Genomic DNA, 19,915 nt, shown 5'->3' with positions numbered 1-19,915 from the left:
GATTTAGGAATATGGTTAGCAGCATGGTCAGTATTCCCGGATATCGCATCAGCGAAGAACTCTACAATGGTTCCAGAACCGTAGTTTATCGAGGGTATCGAGAGGCTGACTCATTACCTGTAGCCATTAAACTGCTGAAAAATCCATATCCGGATTTTAACGAACTCTTATCGTTTCGCAATCAGTACACCATTGCTAAAAATCTCAACTCACCCCTGATCGTTCAAACCTACAGCCTCCAAGCATACCAAAATGGCTATGTGCTGGTGATGGAAGACTTTGGGGGGATTTCTTTGAAAGATTATTTCATCGCCGACCAGGGGCGATATATCGCGTCTAGTGAAGAGTTTTTACGAATTGCGATCGCACTCTGCAATACCTTAGATATACTCTATCAAGAGCGGATCGTTCATAAAGATATTAAACCCGCCAATATTTTAATTAATCCTGAAACCAAACAAATCAAATTAATTGACTTTAGTATTGCCTCTTTACTCCCACGAGAAACCCAAACACTGATCAATCCCAATGGATTAGAAGGGACACTCGCTTATATTTCCCCCGAACAAACAGGCAGAATGAATCGGGGGATTGACTATCGCACAGATTTTTATTCTTTGGGAGTAACTTTCTACGAATTACTGGCAGGAAAGTTACCTTTTGAATGCAAAGATCCGATGGAGTTAGTCCATTGTCATATTGCCAAAAATCCACCGCATTTAAGTGAAATCAAGGGGAGAAAAATTCCGCAAGTTTTGTGCGATATCGTGATGAAACTGATGGCGAAAAATGCCGAATCTAGATATCAAAGTGCATTGGGACTGAAATTTGATTTAGAAAAATGTTTAATTCAACTTCAAGAAACTGGTGAAATTCAGAGTTTTGAAATTGCACAACGGGATGTGTGCGATCGCTTCATCATCCCCGACCAACTTTATGGCAGAGACATGGAGGTTCAAACTCTACTGCAAGCATTTGAACGAGTTAGCCTTGGTGCAACAGAAATGATGTTGGTAGCTGGGTTTTCGGGAATTGGTAAAACGGCGGTTATCAACGAAGTTCATAAACCAATTGTCCGGCAACGCGGTTATTTTATTAAAGGGAAATATGACCAGTTTCAACGCAATATTCCCTTTTCGGCATTTGTCCAAGCATTCCGGGATTTAATGGGGCAATTGCTATCAGAATCAGATCGGCAAATCCAAACCTGGAAAAATAAAATATTAGCCGCAGTCGGAGACAACGGGCAAGTTTTAATTGACGTAATTCCTGAATTAGAAAACATTATTGGCTCACAGCCAGCAGCTACAGAATTATCAGGAACGGCTGCCCAAAATCGATTTAATTTGTTATTGCCAAAATTTGTACAGGTCTTCACAAGTATTGAACATCCTTTAGTGATGTTTTTAGATGATTTGCAATGGGCCGATTCAGCCTCGCTGAAATTGCTGCAATTATTGATAGTAGAAACCGGACATTTATTGGTATTGGGTGCGTATCGAGATAATGAAGTGTCACCCGCTCACCCCTTCATTCTCACTGTAGATGAAATCGTCAAAACTGGCGCAGCAGTCAACACCATTACACTACAACCGTTAAGTTTAGTCAATCTGAATCAGTTGGTAGCAGATACGCTAAATTGCGAATTATCCTTAGCTCAACCTTTGACGGAATTGGTGTACCAAAAAACTCAGGGTAATCCCTTCTTTGCCACCCAGTTTCTCAAATCATTATATGAAGATGAATACATTAATTTTGACTGGGAAACACGACATTGGCAATCCGATATTGCGGCCGTCCGGTCGCTTTCTCTGACAGATGATGTCGTCGAGTTTATGGCACTACAATTACAGAAATTGTCGCTGACAACTCAGAATACTCTTAAACTGGCTGCTTGTATTGGGGCACAGTTTGATTTGAATACCTTGGCGATTGTTTCAGAAAAATCCCCGGAAATAACCGCAGATGATTTATGGAAAGCCTTACAAGAAGGTTTGATTATTCCGAATACAGAAATCTATAAGTTCTTTATTCAGTCTGAGAGTGCATTGGTTGCTAATACAGCAGCGAATCCAACTTATCGATTTTTACACGATCGCGTACAACAAGCCGCCTATTCCTTGATTCCCGACGACCAAAAAAAGACGATTCATTACCAAATCGGACAACTATTACTCCAACAGATTTCCCCAGAAGCTAGAGTTGACCGGATTTTTGAAATCGTCAATCAATTAAATTACGGCACGGCTTTAATTAGGGAACAAACACAACGAAATGAACTAGCGCAACTTAACCTCATCACCTGTCGCAAAGCCAGAACTGCCACCGCCTATCAAGCAGCGCGTGAATATGCCGTAGTTGGATTGTCTTTGTTGGGAGAAGACGCTTGGCAACAGCAATATGAAATGACTCTCGCTTTTCATGAATTAGCGGCGGAAGTGGCAATGTTATGCGGTGACTTTGAGACGATGGAACAGTTTATCGATCTTGTCATCGGGCAAGCACATTCTTTACTAGAACAGGTGAATGTTTACCGCATTAGGATTCAAGCCAAGACTTCCCAGCGTCAACTCAGTGAAGTACTGGCGATCGGCATCAAGCTGCTGCAACAGTTGGGCGTAACGATCGCCGAATCACCCACACCAGCTGATATTCAAAAGTCAATCCAAGAAATTAGCGAATTGATTGGCGATCGCCAAATTGCAGATTTTGTCTACCTCCCTGTGATGACAGATGCAAATAAAATCGCCATTACCCAAATTGCCAGTAGCATCATGGCAGCAGCTTACACCTGTGGATCTCTTTTGTATCCATTACTAGCTACCTTGTTAGTCAAATTATTCCTGCGGCACGGCAATATATCTGTTTCTGCTACTAACTATGCTTGTTACAGCCTCGTTCTCTGTAATATGCAGAAAAATATAGATTTAGCTGCACAGTTTGGACAGTTGGCATTGAATGTGGCGGCAAAATTCGATGATAAAGCAAGTAAACTGGAAGTATTTTTCCTGCTGGGAAGTTTTATCCTCCACCGCAAATCTCACCTCAAAGAAATGTTACCTCTCTTGAGTGAGAGTTATACCCTTGGGCTAGAAGTTGGAAACCTGGAATACGCTGGTTATGCGGTTCACAATTTCTGTTTAATTTCTTCTTGGTGCGGTCAACCTCTTGCTAACTTGGAGGAAGATACACGCACTTACTACCATGCTTTAGTGCAACTGAAGCAATTGGGAGCAGCTAATTACTGTCTGATTTATTGGCAAGTGATTTCAAATTTACTAGGTTTGGCAAAGCATCCCACCATTTTGTCTGGATCGGCTTTCCAAGAGACAGAATTTCTCCCCCTGTTGCAGTCTGCAAATGATATATGTGGACTATATATTTTCTATTCGTATAAGTTGACCCTTTGCTTTTTGTTTGGGGAAGTTGAGCTAGCTAATAACTATGCCCTTGAGTGCAAAAACTATTTGATGTCGGGTGCGGGAACAGTTGCCGAACCTGCATTTTATTTCTATGATTCTTTGATAGCTCTAGCCCAATTGAGTCAACCATCATCGGAAGTATCAACTGTATTAGAACGGGTGGCAGAAAACCAAACTAAGCTACAGCATTGGGCGCACCATGCACCGATGAATCATCAGCATAAGTTTGATTTGGTAGAAGCGGAAAAATGTCGATTTTTAGGACAAAAAGCAGAAGCTATAGAGTTATACGATCGGGCAATATCTGGAGCTAAAGCTAATGAATATATCCAAGAAGAAGCCTTAGCCAACGAATTGGCAGCTAAATTCTACTCCGACTGGGGCAAACAGCGCATCGCCCAAGAATACATGACCCAAGCCTACTATGGCTATACCCGTTGGGGTGCTAAAGCCAAGGTTGCTGACTTGGAAACACGCTATCCTCAACTGCTAGCTTCTATCCTCCAACAAACTCGCACTGCTTTCTCGGTTAACGAAACCGTCTTCGCATTAGGAACAGTCACCTCCACTAGTTCTTCCTCCAAGGTCTCTGATTCTCTCGATTTAGCTGCTATTCTCAAAGCTTCTCAAACTATCTCAGGCGAAATCGAACTGGAAAAACTGCTTTCATCATTGCTTTCCATCGTCATTGAAAATGCAGGGGCTGATAAATGCGTGTTAATGCTGTTGCGAGACGATCGCTTGCTGATCAAAGGGTCAATTATTGAGGGTTCGGAGCCTGTTGTGTTGCAACGCCTTCCCGTTGAGGAGAGCCAGGATATTCCCCTGAAGCTAATTTACAAAGTCTTGCACAACAGGCAGACAGTTGTGCTAATTGATGCGATCGCCGATCCAACCTTAGCCAATGACGACTATATCATGCGTCAACAGCCTCAGAGTATCTTGTGTAGCCCGATTTTGCATCAAGGTAAATTACTGGGCATTTTATATCTAGAAAATAATTTAGCAACGGGGGCGTTCACGAGCGATCGCGTTGAACTACTTAACTTACTTTGCGCTCAAGCAGCAATTTCTCTGGAAAATGCCCGACTTTATGAGCGATCGCTAGAGTATTCCCAACAGCTAGAGCGATCGCTGGATCAATTGAGTACCGCCCAGTCTGTCTTCCAAGCATCCCAGCAACGACTCCAGCTATTGGTTCAGCAAACTCCACTGGCAGTTATAGAGTGGGATATCAATTATCAAGTTACTGACTGGAACCCAGCAGCAGAAAGGATATTTGGCTATACCAAACAAGAGGCTTTGGGTTGTGGATTCAAATTCATCATTCCTCAAAAGATTCAAGCAGAAATGGAGCGAGTCAGCGTCGAAATTATATCGCACGAGGGCGGTAATTACAGTATCAATGAAAATGTGACAAAGGATGGTAAAATTATCATTTGTGCTTGGTATAACAATCCGCTTGTAAGTGCAGATGGCGAGTTAATGGGAGTTGCTTCCCTAGCAGATGATATTACGGAACAGCAAGCTGCGCTACGCGAACGCAAAGTTGCCGAAGTCCAACTTCAACAAAAAGCACAAGAGCTAGAAACTGCTTTACAAAATCTGCAACAAGCACAATTAAAAATGGTGCAAAGTGAGAAAATGTCTGCACTAGGTAATCTTGTAGCAGGTGTAGCCCATGAAATGAACAACCCTTTGGGTTTTATTGCTGCTAGTCTCAAACAAGCTAAACCTACTATTGCTGATATTGTCGAACACTTAAAACTCTATCAAGAAAGTTTACCTAACAAGAATGAAGAAATTCTCGATCACGCCGAAGAAATCGATTTGGATTATAGCTTAGAAGACTTGCCCAAGATGATTGATTCGATGTCTATGGCGTGTGACAGACTCAAAAACATTAGTACTAGTTTACGTACTTTTTCTCGTACAGATCAAGATTACAAAGTGCTATTTAGCATCCATCAAGGAATTGATAGCACTATTCTTATTCTCAAACATCGTCTCAAAGCTAACGAACAACGTCCCGCAATTGAAGTTGTCAGCAACTACGGTAATTTACCTCATGTAGAATGTTTCCCTGGACAATTAAATCAGGTATTTATGAATCTTTTAGCTAATGCTATTGATGCATTAGATGAATTTAATGGTGGACGTAGTTTTGAAGAAATTAAAGGCAATCCTAATAGGATTACAATTACAACCTCATTGAAAGATAAACAGGTTGAAGTGAAGATTGCTGATAATGGAATTGGGATGAGTGAATCAGTCAAACAAAAAGTATTTGACTATTTGTTTACTACCAAAGGTGTTGGTCAAGGTACGGGTTTAGGATTGGCGATCGCGAAGTCTATTATTGTGGAAAAACACGGTGGAACGCTTGCAGTTAATTCTACACTTGGTGAGGGAACAGAATTTGTTATTAGCTTGCCGATTATAGCTCAGACTTAGCATCCTCGCTGGCATAAATTGAACATCATGCCTAAAACCGATATTTTGCACCGAGCATAATTAACTTGTAAATAATAATGGGCAAAATAAGTACCTCGGCAAGCTAAACCTATACTGAACATGAAAGCGATCGCTTTGCTTTTATCTATTGGTGCTGTTACTGTTTGTACTATTTTTGGCATTAATTCATCTAAGTATTTCAGCACCAATCAAAATAACTTATATCATGTCCGTTTAAAGACTTATCATTAAGACCGCAGAGGGGCAGAGGAGCAGAGGAGCAGAGGGGAGGGGTTTTTAGGGTTTCTGCATAGATTTGAGAATCATAATTAATTAGCCGGACATGATATTACAGGAAACCCCAAGTAATCAGCAGACTTCCAAAATAATTCATGTAACATTTTTAAATGAAAATTGATTATATTGATTTGTGAGATATCAACTCGATCTAGTTTGCAATCATGAAGCGATGGTTTGCTGACAGTATTTTCCTCAGCGGAATTATTAAAAATGCTACTGGACTACTAGGGGCGAGCGATCGCTGAATTGACCAGTTTGGTATATTTAATTTTAGCCACTCATAATCTTGGTAATACGGGATTTGGTACACTGATTCTTAGTTTAAATTCGGATTTTAGTCAAAAACGTGGTGCAGGAATAAATCTACTCCACAGTTATTACTATTTTGGTTTGTTATCGGTCTGGGTTTACGTTTTAGCAATCTCGCATCTAAACCTCCTTGGATTGATGAATTTGCAACAATCGTTTTTAGTTTGGAGAATACTTTTGAATTAGTACCACTAGATCGGGTCATCTCTGTTGATATGCTGTTGCAACCGATGCAACTCAATCCTGGGGCTAGTAGTTCCAATTTTGCGAGTCGGGATTTTAAAAGCACTCGCGCCACCAACAGCCAGGCCAACGATCCAAATGTTTACTGTCGTGTTTGGCGGTGCGATCGCTTTATTCTTCACATCAACCATTGTTTTACAAAAGTCAGACGCTCCCCTTGTGGCTAGTCAATTTTTACCTTACAGATACATTGAAGAACTGTGTTGTCAATCCCAAACCAACAATTGCAGTAAGTGGTTACAATTATAAATTATATCGTTGTTTTTAAGAATCAAAAGTCCCACTAATTGGGCGAGGCTTGAATCCTATTCTTTTGGTCAATTAAATATTAAATGATTAAGCGATTGCTGGCTAACAGTACTTTTTTTCGTAAAATCCTCAAGAATGCTAGTTGGCTGCTCGGAGGACGGGTAATAACTGGATTCACCAGTTTAGTCTACTTAAGTTTAGCCACACATCATCTTGGTGATTCGGGATTTGGGATGTTGGTTCTGATTTTAACTTATGTTCAGATAGTTACAGAGTTAACTACCTTTCAATCCTCTCAAGCGGTAATTCGTTATGGTGCTATTTGTCTTGAGCAGAAGAATAAACTAGCTCTGCAACAGTTGTTAAAATTTACCACTGGACTCGATCTGCTGGGGGTAATAGTTGGTTTAGCGATCGCAATTATCATTGCTCCTGATATTGGTTTTTATTTGGGATGGAATCAGGCAATGATAATTCAAGTTCAGTGGTATAGCTTGATTATTCTGTTTAGCAGCACAGCAACACCCAGAGGTTTGCTACAGCTTTGCGATCGCTTTGATTTACTATCCTTACAGATTACTATTCCTACCTCGATTCGGATGTTTGGGGCGATGGTTGCTAGTATTTTTCATGCTCCATTATGGGGATATTTGTGCCTTTGGCTTATTTCTGAAGCATTGGGAGGGATGTTGTTGTTCTTTGTTGGTTGGCGCATTGCTTGGAAACGAGGAATGTTACAAAATATGAATTGGTCTTTGAGCAACTTGAGCCAAGCTCATCCCGGTTTATTAAAGTTTTGCATTGTCTCTAATTTTGATTCTTCCCTACCAACGATTATGAGACAAGCCAGCCCCTTAGCAGTGGGGATTTTCGCCACTCCCGCAGCAGCAGGACTATTTCAGGTAAGCTATGAGTTGTCTACTCCACTCAAGGATATAGCTCAGATTTTGACGCAATCCGTATATCCAGAACTGGCTCGGTTAGATGTTCAGGAAAAGTGGCGCTCGTTCGTGGCGTTGCTGCTCAAATCAACTTTGCTCGCCATAGTAGTTGGGTTAGTAATCTTACTCCTGAGCCTGTTTATGGGTAAGATTATTTTGAACTATGCCTTTGGCGAAGCCTTTATTTCCGCCTATAACATCTTAGTGCTGTTAGTGGCAGCAGAAGTTTTCACAATGGGGAACTGTGCTTTAGAACCGGCTTTTTATGCAATCGGCAAACCCACTTTCCCCTTAAGAGTAAATGCGATCGCTATCTTGGGAGTTTATTTACCATTGCTGCTGATTCTAACTCCAAATTTTGGCATCGTCGGTACAGGAATAGCAACCTTATTGTCCACAGCTTTAATCCTGATTCTCAATTGTATACTGATTTGGCCTCAACTGCGTCGAATAAGAAAAACCCCTATAGTTTAGGAGAGAAGCTAATGGTTTTAACTCAAAAAAAATCTCAAATTCGAGAGTTTTTATTAAAGATTGGTGAAAAAATATTACGTAGCTTAGAAAGTCTGATTGGTGAATCCTCTCAAATTGGCAATTCAACATTTTTTAATTCTGAAGATTTTAGCTGGGTTAACAATGTAGAAGCAAATTGGATGAAAATTAGGGATGAGATGAATCTGCTATTAAATCAGCTTGATAATATTCCCAATTTTCAAGATATTTCGACCGACCAATTGAGCCTCACTGCTGACGATCGCTGGAAGACTTACTTTTTTTATGCCTATGGAATTAAAGCCGAAAAAAATTGTCAGAGATGCCCTGAAACAACTCGGATCGTTGAACAAATTCCTGGGATGAAGACGGCATTCTTCTCTATTTTATTACCTCACAAACATATTCCAGAGCATCGAGGCCCATACAAAGGAGTGATTAGATATCACCTAGCCCTAAAAGTTCCTGAGAACAAAATAGACTGTAAAATTCGTGTTGGTCAAGATTTCCGTTATTGGGAAGAAGGAAAAAGCTTGATTTTTGATGATACATTTTCTCATGAAGTTTGGAACGATACAGATGAGATTCGGGTGATTTTATTTTTAGATTTCATCCGACCTCTACATTTTCCTTTATCACTCCTAAATCAACTGATAATTCAGTTAATTTCTTGGTCTCCTTACGTCCAAAGTGGAAAAAATAACTTCATTAAATGGGAGAATAAATTAGGATAAGCTCTTTAAAACTATTTGCAATTGACATAGGGAATTAGCATCGTCATCCAGAAACAGAGTTTGGGGTAATCATGTTGGAGTTGATGGGCGTAACCTGCAAATACTGTATAGCCAAAGAAAGTATCCGATTACCCAACTAAGCAATATTAATTAATATAGCTAGAGAAAAGATATAAGGTATGGTTTGTAAAGATTATATTTCCTGGCGTTCCTCTCTAGTAGAAAAGTTTCGTTAAAGTGTTATCTAATTCCTTTAAATCTCTAATTGAACTCCTGAGCGATCGCGCTCAAAAACAACCAGATAATCAAGTTTTCACATTTCTTAAAGATGGGGAAATCGAGTCAGGTAGCCTTACCTATCAAGCCCTCGATCGCCAGGCTCGTGCTATTGCTGCCAGTCTTCAGCCTATAACTTCAGTTGGCGACCGGGTTTTATTAGTCTATCCTTTCAACGCTTCTCTAGAGTTTATTGCAGCATTATTTGGCTGCTTCTATGCTGGTGCGATCGCTATACCCACAAGACCGCCTCAAAATGCAGAAGAATGGGCAGATTTTGGCTTTCGCATCCAGGAATGCCAAGTGGATATTGCTCTGACTTCTGCCGCACTCATAGATAAGTTACAAAATTCATGGTTAGGGTGGTTGGCTGAATCTGCGGATCTGCCACCAGAAAGCAAGAAACTGTCTTGGATAGCAACGGATCGAATTTCCTTAGATAGTGGCTTGAACTGGCAAAAACGAGAAATCGATCGTGATGCGATCGCCTATTTTCAGTACACCTCCGGCTCAACAGGTATTCCCAAAGCAGTGGTGATTACCCACGGTAACGTGTTGCAACAATGCAGCAATTATCAGCAAGCATTACCGAATCTCGACTATTGGGGAGTAAATTGGCTACCTTTAACCCACGATTTAGGGTTAGTTGCTGGCATCATGCAAACTATTTTTGCGGGAAATTCTACTGTTTTAATGTCACCAATAGCCGTATTTCAAAATCCTAGTCGTTGGCTTAAAGCAATTTCCACCTATAAAGCAACAGTTAGTGGCGGCCCAAATTTTGCTTACGATATGTGCGTGCAAAGGATTAAACCAGAACAAATTACAGACCTCGATCTCAGTAATTGGCAAGTTGCTGGGAATGGAGCAGAACCAGTGCGCCCTGAAACTTTGGAACGCTTTACAGAAATGTTTGCACCTTATGGCTTTCGGCGGGAGGTGTTTTATTTATCCTATGGCATGGCGGAAGCAACTTTAGTGATTTCTGGAGATGCAGTCAACGAAACATCAACCGTTCGGTTTGTAGATGAGCAAGCTTTGCAAGAAAAACGAGTGGTGATGGTAGCAAAAGGGCAAGCCGGATCGCGGGCAGTAGCGAGTTGTGGTCGTGCTTTTCCAGGAAATCGAGTTAGGATTGTGAATCCCCAGACTCTCGCTCCTTGTCCACCTGATGGTGTAGGAGAAATTTGGGCGCAAGGTTTGGGACTAAGTAGCAGTTATTGGCAGCGGCCGGAAGAAACTGAGCAAACTTTTCAAGGTTATTTGGCAGATAGTAATGACGGCCCCTTTTTAAGGACTGGGGATTTAGGTTTTATTCATGATGACCAACTATTTATTACTGGTCGTCTCAAAGATATGATGATTTTTTGGGGACGCAATTTCTATCCTCAAATTCTAGAGCAAACCTCAGAAGAGAGCCATCCAGCTTTATCAGCTAATGCCAGCGCTGCTTTTTCCGTAGATGTGGAGGGAGAAGAAAGACTGGTAATTGCTCAAGAAGTCGATCGCCACGCCTTCCGCAAATTAAATTCCGAGCAGATTGCAGAGATAATTGGTGCGATTCGGCAAACCATCTTGCTGGAGCATTTAGTCGAAGTTTATGCGATCGCCCTTTTAAAACCTGCCACCCTTCCCAAAACCTCAAGCGGCAAAGTACAACGCCGTCGCTGTCGAGATCGGTTTTTAGCAGGTACATTAACGGTTATTGAACAATGGTTCTGCCCGGTATCAGAGCGATTAGATCCGACTGATTTGACTAGTTTACCAGGAATTGAAGAAGCTTGATCGCACACATTATATGTCTAATGCCGCCAAAATTAAAATTTTGATTGTCTATGAGCGATCGGGAATGGGTCATGAAGTTATGGCTAATATTCTCGCCAAGGAAATTTTACAGGATGCTGATTTTGACATTCTCACATACACCATAACTGAATTATTACAAGACCCATTCAGCGAACTATTGACAAAAGCCTGGGTTAGTGCATGGAACTTTTTCATATCCCATAACTGGATCGAGTTGGCGGATATATTAATTAATTATTTGATGCGCTTGATTTTATTGCCAATTGGTGAAGTTAGCTCAGTTGCAGCCATGCACCAGACTTTAGACCAAATTGCACCAGATATTCTAATTTGTACTGCCGATACTGCTGGTAAAAGCTTGGGTAGTTGGGCTAAAGAAAAGCAAATTCCCTTTTTTCTCGTAATTACAGATTTGTCTGTTTTTATAGATTTAGTTTCCCCAGATGCTACCCATATTTGCTATTTTCCGGAAACTGCGAACGCTGTACAAAGTTTCCCCTTTACACTTACTTATTGGTCTTATCAGTTAACCCGTTCCACCAAATTATCTCAGCAGATCCAATTTATTGGTAGATACCTTTATGATTTTGTGATTTGCTATCCACAGAATCGGATATATCGAAATATAGATATAAATTACAAACCCCAAAATCAGGCCCGTTGTGAGGTAATTGGCCCCCTGCGTGAAGCCAAGCATTTTAAAATTAGAGAGCAAAAAACACTCCGCGATCGCTTTAAACTATCCTCTACTGATGTTTGTCTTTTGATTGTTAGTGGCAGTTTCGGCGGCAACTTTTGTACAAAATATTTGAAAAGTTTACAAAACCTATTTCTAGACTCATTAGTTGTGATTGTCGCTTGTGGTCGAGATGAAAATCTGCGGATAAAAATCGAGCAGATAGCTGGAAAAAAGCAAAATTACCAAGTGCGAACACCTACGGTGCGCGAGACGCGAACGCTAGGTTTTGTAGATAATCTTGATGAATGGATGTCTGCTGTAGATGTTATTCTGGCTCGTCCTTCAGCAGGTATTTTATTGGAATCAATGCTTGCTCGCACACCATTACTGCTTCCCAGACAAGCAGCAGCTAACGACCGGGGAGCTATTAGCTTTGTCGAAAAATATCAATTAGGTGAATGCTTTAGCGATCGCCAGGATTTGAATTTGAAAATCAGGCGTTTGTTAGACGAAAAAGAACTGTACCAAAATCGGATCGATGCATTACTCAAAAACTATTCATCTACTTTTGAAGAACAAAAGACAACCTTGTGCAAAATATTACTGCGATCGCTTGAGAATTAGAGAACTAATGCAGGGAAATTCTAAGAATAATAGTTAAGCAAGAACTCTCTGAAACTCTTATTCCTTTGCGCCCTTTGCGGTTCGTTTTTCATAATTTTACGTAAGTCCCAAAATCAATAGTTAGACGGACTTGAGATAACACAAACTTTTACTTTTTATCAAGAATGCGCTGTAAAATATCAGGAGCTTCAAATACAGCCTGATTTTGAATAGCTGCAAGATTCGCCTTGTAGCGAAGCCAATTTTCCGGTTTTAAAAGTTCCTCAACAGCTGGAACAATTCTGCGAAAGCTTTTAATTGCCATACCAACTTGTTTCTCTAATATCCACTCAGCGTTGTATTTTTCATTGATGAGTGTTGAAGAATTGTGTTCGACAATCACAGGCAAATTCATCACCATCGCTTCACTAATACTAATAGAACCAGGTTTACCAATAAAAAAATCAGCCAAACTCATGAAATATGGCACTTCATCAGTAAAACCTTGTACGTGCTGCTTTAACTGAGTTGGACGTTCTTGCAATGTTTTTACCAGTTTCTGATTATAACCACATAAAAAAATTAACTGTACTCGCTCGCTGATACAATCTAAAGATTGGGCAATGTTGAGCATTGTTGTACAACCTTTTCCCCCAAACAAAACAATTCCCGTTACTCGGTCTGGATCTAATCCTAAACGCTGTCTTTCCACGCGGCGGTCGCTAGACATTGGTTGATAGAAACTAGGATGTACAATCATTCCTGAAGTTTGCATAATGTATTCTTCTGATACACCTAAAGAACGCGCTTGTTCAGTGGCGCGATCGGTTCCGCAGATTAAGTAACTTTTAGTTTTAGGTTCTATCCAGAAATGAGGGGGACTATCTGCAAAGTCAGTCATGATTGTAACCATAGGTGTGTTGACTTTAACTCGTTGTAGACTATCCCAAATTGCTCGGTTATAGAGGGGAATTAAAGAAATGACTAAATCGGGGGGAAGTTGCTGTCGCCAATGTTGTTCGCCTAATTTGACACCAATGGGATGCAACAGGCGAATGAAAAACTTATCAAGAAACATCATCACTGGATGTAGCCATGTCCAGTCTGCACCGATCATCTCGTTGTAGAGTTCATTACCGTCTGAACCAAACAGCTTTTTATAGGGGTCTATCGGCTCTGATAGTTCACCGATATCTGTTATAGTGATTTGCCAAGGTCGTTTTTGTTGTTGTGCGATCGCACTTAAGGCTTTTAGAGTGGCGTAGTGACCTCCACCTGCATTGAGTGTAAAAATATGCAGTGAAAAGGTTTTTTCATAACTCATAATTCATCCAAATTGTAACTGTGGGATTTGTTGACGCGGTAACTTATGACGTGCAAGCGATGTCTCCGAGGCGCTCGCCTACACGAATTTTTAAAAGGTGATATTTAGAATTATTGAGCATATCATCCCGAATTAGGCAGTTATGCGGAAAACTTTGTATATAAATATCCTATGTTGAATAATTATATGAAAAGTTTCTGTATAATAATTAGTTCGATGGCGAGTTCTTCTAATGGGCAATCGCAAGGCGCGAGAACTGATATTGCAGCAGCAACAGGATGCGCTTTGGCATCGCATCCGCACCGAACCTCGTTCGGTAACTGGGGATATCCATGTCAGTGGAATCGGCCAACGACGGATGCAATTGATTGTATGTCCGTCTTTCGCGGATGCGCTGGCATGGGAGGTACGACACGGGCCACAAGGGTGGCACCTATTTCGGACGCAAGTTTTACGGTCGTAGCCAGTAGTGCAATTGCTCGGCTATGACGCTGTGTCATTCCCCTCAGACCAGTTGGCGTCGTTTTTCGATAGGGTCACGGCGCTTTCGCTGCCGATCGCGCCAGACCTCAGTGGCTACGGCGGTTGTGATGGCACAATGCATCAGTTTGCGGTCTTCGGCGACCTGTTCTCGTCCTGGCGATTCCATTGGTGGTCGGAGCCTCCGAAGCATTGGCGTCCACTGGTTAACATTGCGTCCGAAATGCTAGCGGCTTTTTCTGTAATTGAAGGCTAGCAACGCAATTCTGAATGAATAGATGAAAACCAATAAGTTTTGAATATTTTATATACATTTGAATATATCAAAATAAGCTTTATTATGTGAGTGCTAAAATTGAAAGACGTGTGGAGTGCCTGTCTTTAATGCCTACTAATACTCAATTAAAAGGTCTACATCGTCTTAGCTATTGGTTAACTTATCTTATACTTCAGCCGATACATTTTATATGTATTGATGATCGAACAAATAATCTCTATGTTTTAGCTTGAAATACTGAAAATTTGGGTTTCATCCCTTAACCTAACCTACAATTAAGTATAATTTGGGGTTTGAAAACACGCGCTAATCCCCTCCCTATGAAAAGGTTATGGTAGTTTCGTGACTAAGCGATCGCCGATCTTATACATTGGGTTGACATAGGGAAATCCAAGACCCTCAGAAGGAGGATTAAACGCTGTAGGATAAGGGAAAAATAAACTTTAGAGATTTCTGTGAGCGAAACTGTCTATATCGAAACCAGCATTTTAGGATACTTGACTGCCAGATCGACAGAAAACTTGATTCTGGCAGCAAACATGAAAATCACGCAAGATTGGTGGAATATTCGTCGCGGTTCTTTTGTCCTTTATACTTCTGAAATTGTAGAGGATGAAGCGGCTAGAGGAGATGCAGCGATCGCGGATCAAAGGCTGAATTTGTTAGAGTCTTTAATATTTCTCGATCTCACTGAAGAAGCGATAGAGCTTGCACAAGAGTTTTTGCAACAAAGCAATCTACCACCAAAAGCCTCTAATGATGCTTTGCATATGTCATTGGCAACAGTTTACGGTTTGGACTACCTGCTAACATGGAACTGTAAGCATATGGCAAACGCCCAAATCCAGAGAAAGCTATCACAAATTAGCTCTGAACTTGGATATGAATTACCAGTCATCTGTACACCCTATGAGTTAATGGGATACGATTTTACAGGAGAATGATCCATGTATAAAGACGAAATTATAGAGGAAATTCACAAGTACAGAGAGGAATACGCTAGCTCCTTGAACTATGACCTGAACGCAATCTTTAACGATCTACGAAAGAAACAGATTGCTCATGGGCGTAAAGTTGTAAAACTTCCGATCAAACGTTGGTCTAATAAATCACTGCACCCGACGCAAACTGAGAGCGTGCCTCCTTTAGCGTAGAGTATCTTTGCGCGAGCGAGTTCAGCTTTGATACTGCTGAGGGATCTTACTTTTTAAATATTATTATCGCGTTCCTTGATATTGCGCGATCGCCACACAAGACGGTCAAAATACCATTGCAGTATGGGAGCAAAAAGGCTGTGAAACCGCAACAGTAAAGTCATTTCTATTCCTGGTGTAATTACAAACACCTTTCGTTTCACTCCCAGTAAGATATCAAAGGCGACCTTCTCTGCTGTCAAGATTTGGGCGGATTGGGTAATCAGTTTTGTTTCCATTGGCTTAGTTTTATTTTCGGCTGCCAGTTGAGGTGTATCGGTATCTGGTGGGTAAACAATGGAAATGTGGATACCTGCGGTTTTGAGTTCGCCCCGCAGCGACTCAGCTAATCCTCGCACAGCAAATTTACTCGGACTATAGGGAGTATAGCCGTATAAACCAATCAATCCGGCTCCCGAAGAAATTACGACAATATGGCCTTTTCCCTGCTGGATCGTGCTGGGTAAGACAGCCTTAATACAATAAAGAGTTCCAAAGTAATTAATCGCCATTGTTTGTTCAAAAATGGCGATTGGTAGTTCGGCAAAATACCCTGGATGGGCAATCCCCGCAGAGGTAATCAATAAGTCTGGTACACCTAGCCCAATAATGGCAGATGCGATCGCACTTTCCACTTGTTCGCGTTGAGATACATCTGCGGAAATAACTAATATTTGCTGATTGGGATGAATTTTAAAGGTTTCGAGTTCTGCTTTGGTAGAGTCGAGCTTAGTCTGAGTGCGAGCAATGATGGAGATACTACTACCAGATTGCACCAAAAGTTTAGCGATCGCTTTACCAATCCCACTGGAACCACCAGTAATAATTGCATGTTTATACATCTTCTCTGCTGTGAGGTACTTGGGTAAATGCGATCGCCAAGGCTGCGATCGTGGTGTTAATCTGTTCTTCTGTGTGAAGACAACTGATAAAAAATCGCAGACGTGCGGCATGATTGGCGACGGCTGGATAAATCATTGGTTGAACGTTGATACCTGCTTGGAAGAGAAGATGAGAAAGCTGAATACAGGTTAAAGAATTCCCCACGACAATGGGAATAATCGCAGAGTTTTGGCTTGTGGCTGTATTCCAACCTTTAGCTTTAGCCTGTTGTAAAAAGTATTGCGATCGCTGCTGTAAGATTTTAACTCGTGTGGGTTGAGCCTTAAGCAAACGCAAGGCTGTTAAAGCGGCGGCGGTATTGGCGGGGGATAATCCCACACTATAAACAAAACCAGGGGCAGTGTATTTTAAATAATTAACCAAGGCTTTAGATCCGGCAATATATCCCCCACAACTGGCAAAAGCTTTACTGAGAGTTCCCATCCACAGATCCACATCGGCTGGCTGCACGCCAAAAAACTCCCGAATACCCCGCCCTTGCTGGCCCAGTACGCCAATAGAATGGGCTTCGTCTACCATGAGTAAAGTTTTGTACCGTTGCTTCAGCTCAACAAACCGAGGCAAGTCTGGGATATCTCCATCCATGCTGTAAATGCCTTCAATAACAATCAGAATTCGCCGATAATGTTGACGTTGGTCTTGCAGCATCCGATCTAAAGCTTGCCAATCATTGTGGGGAAAAGGCACTGTCTTAGCACCGGATAAAGCACAGCCTTGCAAAATACTATTGTGACTCAGAGCATCATAAAAGATTAAATCCTGGGAATTAAACAGGTGTCCAATGGTAGTAACATTAGTTGCATGTCCGCTAACGTAAACAATGCAGTCTTCTACGCCAAGAAACTCTGCGATTTCTTGTTCTAGTTCCCGATGTAGAAGACGTTCGCCTGATGCCAAACGGCTAGCACCAACCGATGTACCATAGCGATCGATCGCATCTTTAGCTGCTGCGGAAACTGCCGGATCTCCTGACAAGCCTAAATAGTTGTAGGTTGAATAATTAATTAATGTACGTCCCTGAACTTGAGTGGAATCCCTAGTTATAGATTCCTGCATTTGAAAATAAGGATTGGCGATTTCCAGAGTTTGAATTTGGGTTAATCGTTGCTGGAGTTGTGCGTATTCTGGAAAGCATTCAAATTGATAATATTCAGGTGGAATCTGAGCCAAAGGCTGGCCATTATGGCGAGCAAGTTCTTTAGTGAGATATTGTGCTAAAGTAGCGATTTCCCCAAATGTTTGCAGTGTAGAAATATTCAGTAAATATCCTGACCAAACCTCCAGGTCTTGAATAAATTTTGCTACTTGCAGAGAATCCAAACCATAGGTTTCAAAAGATTCTTTTTGGTCAATAGATTGCCAGGGAATATTTAATTTTGTCGCTAGCCATTGGGATATCCAATCTTGGATTGACTCCACACTATACTGCTGAGAATACTTGTCTAGATTAATGGGTTGAGGAATATCTGTCGCTGAGTTTACAGATGACAAACTACCCGCCAAGAAATTTTCACGACAAGCCAAGCGTTGAATCTTGCCGCTGGAGGTTTTGGGGAGACTTCCAGGTTTTAGCAGCAAGACTTGATAAACTTGTAAATCGTGTTCCCTTAAGACTTCTTTTCTAATGGCTTTCACAACCTCGTCAACGTTGAGATTCCGCAGATAAGTTCGCTTCACTTCAGAAACAACAATCAAGCAATCGCTTCCATCCATCTCCACAGTAAAGGCTGCACTACTGTGAAAGCCTAACCCTGGGTGACTAGTTTCCACTGTTTGTTCGATGTCTTGAGGATAGTGATTTCGTCCTCGAATCACCAACAAATCCTTGAGACGGCCCGTAATAAATAACCCGGCTTCATCCTCCCAAAACCCTAAATCTCCGGTTCGCAAAAACGGCCCCTCTCCCGTATCAGCCAGATAAGCACCAAATGTTTTCTGAGTTTCCTCAGATCGATTCCAATATCCCTGTGTTACACTCTCACCAGCAACCCAGATTTCTCCTACTTGCCCTGCTTCGCATTTAGTTAACGAAACTGGATTAGCGATCGCTACGGTTTGATTAAACCAAGGATGACCGCAACTAACTAGTTTCCGGTCGGTTATATCGGCATCGGTTGCGGTGCAGCTAACGACTTGGTTTTGCTCTAAAGCCTTGGCATCGCAAACCTTGATAGTCGGTACTTCTGCCCTCTTGATTCCAGTTATTAGCAGGGTTGTCTCTGCCATTCCATAGCAGGTTTTAAAGCTACTGGGGCGAAATCCGTAGGGCGAAAATAGCTTGGTAAAAGACTCTATAGTTTCGGCTCGAATCGGTTCGGCACCATTGAGGGCAATTTCCCAACTGCTGAGATCGAGGTTGTCTAATTGCTCTGGCTTAATATTTTGCACGCAGAGATCGTAAGCAAAGTTAGGCGCTGGACTCACCGTTACCTTGTAAGTTGAGATTCCCTTTAGCCAACGCATCGGGTTTTGCAGAAATGCCATCGGTGGCATGAATATTAAAGGAAATCCCGCAGATAGAGGTTGGAGTATACCTCCGATTAATCCCATGTCATGGTAAGGCGGTAACCAAGAGAATCCAATATCGGGTTTTTTTTCAAAGAATTGACCGATGGCGGCGCAGTTGTGGATCAAATTGCCGTGGGAAACCATGACTCCCTTGGGAGTACCAGTTGAACCAGAGGTGTATTGTAATAAAGCTAGGGTATTGGATTCCACCGCTACAGGGGTGAAGTCGTGGGAAGAAGTTACTATTCGATCGGTTAAAATCCAATGCAACTGTTTAAATGTCGGTTCATTTGTTCCATATTGCTCAATTACTTGGAACATATCTGCGGTGGTTAATAACAAGCTAGCCTGAGCATCTCGAATAATCGCTTGCAATCGAGATAGTTTTTGATTTCGTTTGGGTGGATAGGCGGGAACGGCAACAATCCCTGCATAGAGACAGGCGAAGAAGCCTGTGATAAAGTCTAATCCAGGTGGGTAAAGTAGCAAAGCTCTATCTCCTGGTGAAGAGAGGGATTGGAGATGAGCTGCGATCGCACGTACTTGATAGTCCAATTCCTGGTAGGTTAGACGGCTAGTTTCTATTTCCCCATCTTGAAGAAATATGTAAGCTTGCTGATGCGGCTGGTTTTTCACTCTATGGCAGAGCAAATCTATCAGTGTTTTTTCCTGTCCAAATAAATTAGATTTAGTTTGGAATTTTATCATAATGATAATCACTT

The 19,915-nt window shown here is 41.6% G+C and carries 15 protein-coding genes; 9 read left to right on the top strand and 6 right to left on the bottom strand.

Annotated features, from left to right (window positions below):
• Nucleotides 1–11: 11 nt before the first annotated feature.
• Nucleotides 12–5,876 (top strand): trifunctional serine/threonine-protein kinase/ATP-binding protein/sensor histidine kinase, encoded by a 5,865-nt coding sequence (locus tag V7L01_RS29260; protein WP_335041148.1) that lies wholly within the window; start codon nucleotides 12–14, stop codon nucleotides 5,874–5,876.
• Here V7L01_RS29260 and V7L01_RS29255 read toward each other — a convergent pair.
• Nucleotides 5,873–6,058, bottom strand: coding sequence for a hypothetical protein (locus V7L01_RS29255; RefSeq protein ID WP_335041146.1), 186 nt, complete (start codon nucleotides 6,056–6,058; stop codon nucleotides 5,873–5,875). The two genes, V7L01_RS29260 and V7L01_RS29255, sit on opposite strands and share 4 nt — an antisense overlap.
• 618 nt (nucleotides 6,059–6,676) lie before the next feature.
• The gene (locus V7L01_RS29250) at nucleotides 6,677–6,859 is read right to left on the bottom strand and encodes a hypothetical protein (protein ID WP_335041144.1); all 183 of its coding nucleotides are present in this window, start codon (nucleotides 6,857–6,859) and stop codon (nucleotides 6,677–6,679) included.
• 201 nt (nucleotides 6,860–7,060) lie between these two features.
• Here V7L01_RS29250 and V7L01_RS29245 point away from each other — a divergent pair, with 201 nt between their 5' ends.
• From V7L01_RS29245 to V7L01_RS29230, 4 genes are all read left to right on the top strand, one after another.
• Nucleotides 7,061–8,392 (top strand): lipopolysaccharide biosynthesis protein, encoded by a 1,332-nt coding sequence (locus V7L01_RS29245; RefSeq protein WP_335041142.1) that lies wholly within the window; start codon nucleotides 7,061–7,063, stop codon nucleotides 8,390–8,392.
• An 11-nt stretch (nucleotides 8,393–8,403) separates the two neighbouring features.
• Nucleotides 8,404–9,144, top strand: coding sequence for an aspartyl/asparaginyl beta-hydroxylase domain-containing protein (locus tag V7L01_RS29240; RefSeq protein ID WP_335041140.1), 741 nt, complete (start codon nucleotides 8,404–8,406; stop codon nucleotides 9,142–9,144).
• Between the two features lie 237 nt (nucleotides 9,145–9,381).
• On the top strand, nucleotides 9,382–11,205 hold the full coding sequence (locus V7L01_RS29235; protein ID WP_335041138.1) for a fatty acyl-AMP ligase: 1,824 nt from the start codon (nucleotides 9,382–9,384) through the stop codon (nucleotides 11,203–11,205).
• A 13-nt stretch (nucleotides 11,206–11,218) separates the two neighbouring features.
• The gene (locus tag V7L01_RS29230) at nucleotides 11,219–12,529 is read left to right on the top strand and encodes a hypothetical protein (protein ID WP_335041136.1); all 1,311 of its coding nucleotides are present in this window, start codon (nucleotides 11,219–11,221) and stop codon (nucleotides 12,527–12,529) included.
• 148 nt (nucleotides 12,530–12,677) lie between these two features.
• Here the strand turns inward: V7L01_RS29230 and V7L01_RS29225 are convergent, their stop codons facing one another.
• On the bottom strand, nucleotides 12,678–13,832 hold the full coding sequence (locus V7L01_RS29225; protein WP_335041134.1) for an MGDG synthase family glycosyltransferase: 1,155 nt from the start codon (nucleotides 13,830–13,832) through the stop codon (nucleotides 12,678–12,680).
• Between the two features lie 216 nt (nucleotides 13,833–14,048).
• Between V7L01_RS29225 and V7L01_RS29220 the strand changes: the two genes are divergently transcribed.
• Nucleotides 14,049–14,321: a hypothetical protein gene (locus V7L01_RS29220; RefSeq protein ID WP_335041132.1), complete on the top strand. Its 273-nt coding sequence runs from the start codon at nucleotides 14,049–14,051 to the stop codon at nucleotides 14,319–14,321.
• A 16-nt stretch (nucleotides 14,322–14,337) separates the two neighbouring features.
• On the opposite strand, the gene V7L01_RS29215 is transcribed toward V7L01_RS29220, so the two are convergent.
• Nucleotides 14,338–14,505 carry a hypothetical protein gene (locus V7L01_RS29215; protein WP_335041131.1) on the bottom strand — a complete coding sequence of 56 codons (168 nt, stop codon included), beginning with the start codon at nucleotides 14,503–14,505 and terminating at the stop codon, nucleotides 14,338–14,340.
• A 191-nt stretch (nucleotides 14,506–14,696) separates the two neighbouring features.
• Here V7L01_RS29215 and V7L01_RS35520 point away from each other — a divergent pair, with 191 nt between their 5' ends.
• The 3 genes from V7L01_RS35520 (at nucleotide 14,697) to V7L01_RS29205 (ending at nucleotide 15,743) form a co-directional block, all read left to right on the top strand.
• Nucleotides 14,697–14,822 carry a DUF6888 family protein gene (locus V7L01_RS35520; protein ID WP_442937038.1) on the top strand — a complete coding sequence of 42 codons (126 nt, stop codon included), beginning with the start codon at nucleotides 14,697–14,699 and terminating at the stop codon, nucleotides 14,820–14,822.
• A 222-nt stretch (nucleotides 14,823–15,044) separates the two neighbouring features.
• Nucleotides 15,045–15,533 (top strand): type II toxin-antitoxin system VapC family toxin, encoded by a 489-nt coding sequence (locus V7L01_RS29210; RefSeq protein WP_335041129.1) that lies wholly within the window; start codon nucleotides 15,045–15,047, stop codon nucleotides 15,531–15,533.
• 3 nt (nucleotides 15,534–15,536) lie between these two features.
• Entirely contained in the window at nucleotides 15,537–15,743 is a 207-nt protein-coding gene (locus tag V7L01_RS29205) for a hypothetical protein (RefSeq protein ID WP_335041127.1), read from the top strand.
• 53 nt (nucleotides 15,744–15,796) lie between these two features.
• Here V7L01_RS29205 and V7L01_RS29200 read toward each other — a convergent pair whose 3' ends face one another.
• On the bottom strand, nucleotides 15,797–16,624 hold the full coding sequence (locus V7L01_RS29200) for an SDR family oxidoreductase (protein ID WP_335041125.1): 828 nt from the start codon (nucleotides 16,622–16,624) through the stop codon (nucleotides 15,797–15,799).
• Nucleotides 16,617–19,901, bottom strand: a complete 3,285-nt coding sequence (locus V7L01_RS29195; protein WP_335041123.1) for an aminotransferase class I/II-fold pyridoxal phosphate-dependent enzyme — start codon at nucleotides 19,899–19,901, stop codon at nucleotides 16,617–16,619. Before V7L01_RS29195 ends, V7L01_RS29200 begins: the two co-directional genes overlap by 8 nt.
• Nucleotides 19,902–19,915: the final 14 nt, after the last annotated feature.

The sequence above is a fragment of the Nostoc sp. genome, assembly GCF_036917095.1.
Taxonomy (GTDB): domain Bacteria; phylum Cyanobacteriota; class Cyanobacteriia; order Cyanobacteriales; family Nostocaceae; genus Nostoc.
Note: the sequence above shows the minus strand (reverse complement) of the source record. Positions and strands in the feature narration are given on the sequence as shown.

Coding starts and splice junctions, on each gene's coding strand:
- V7L01_RS29215 (WP_335041131.1), bottom strand. CDS start 14,505: ATGCTTCGGAGGCTCCGACCACCAATGGAATCGCCAGGACGAGAACAG.
- V7L01_RS29200 (WP_335041125.1), bottom strand. CDS start 16,624: ATGTATAAACATGCAATTATTACTGGTGGTTCCAGTGGGATTGGTAAA.
- V7L01_RS29250 (WP_335041144.1), bottom strand. CDS start 6,859: ATGGTTGATGTGAAGAATAAAGCGATCGCACCGCCAAACACGACAGTA.
- V7L01_RS29255 (WP_335041146.1), bottom strand. CDS start 6,058: ATGCCAAAAATAGTACAAACAGTAACAGCACCAATAGATAAAAGCAAA.
- V7L01_RS29230 (WP_335041136.1), top strand. CDS start 11,219: ATGTCTAATGCCGCCAAAATTAAAATTTTGATTGTCTATGAGCGATCG.
- V7L01_RS35520 (WP_442937038.1), top strand. CDS start 14,697: ATGCCTACTAATACTCAATTAAAAGGTCTACATCGTCTTAGCTATTGG.
- V7L01_RS29245 (WP_335041142.1), top strand. CDS start 7,061: ATGATTAAGCGATTGCTGGCTAACAGTACTTTTTTTCGTAAAATCCTC.
- V7L01_RS29195 (WP_335041123.1), bottom strand. CDS start 19,901: ATGATAAAATTCCAAACTAAATCTAATTTATTTGGACAGGAAAAAACA.
- V7L01_RS29220 (WP_335041132.1), top strand. CDS start 14,049: ATGGCGAGTTCTTCTAATGGGCAATCGCAAGGCGCGAGAACTGATATT.
- V7L01_RS29205 (WP_335041127.1), top strand. CDS start 15,537: ATGTATAAAGACGAAATTATAGAGGAAATTCACAAGTACAGAGAGGAA.
- V7L01_RS29240 (WP_335041140.1), top strand. CDS start 8,404: ATGGTTTTAACTCAAAAAAAATCTCAAATTCGAGAGTTTTTATTAAAG.
- V7L01_RS29260 (WP_335041148.1), top strand. CDS start 12: ATGGTTAGCAGCATGGTCAGTATTCCCGGATATCGCATCAGCGAAGAA.
- V7L01_RS29225 (WP_335041134.1), bottom strand. CDS start 13,832: ATGAGTTATGAAAAAACCTTTTCACTGCATATTTTTACACTCAATGCA.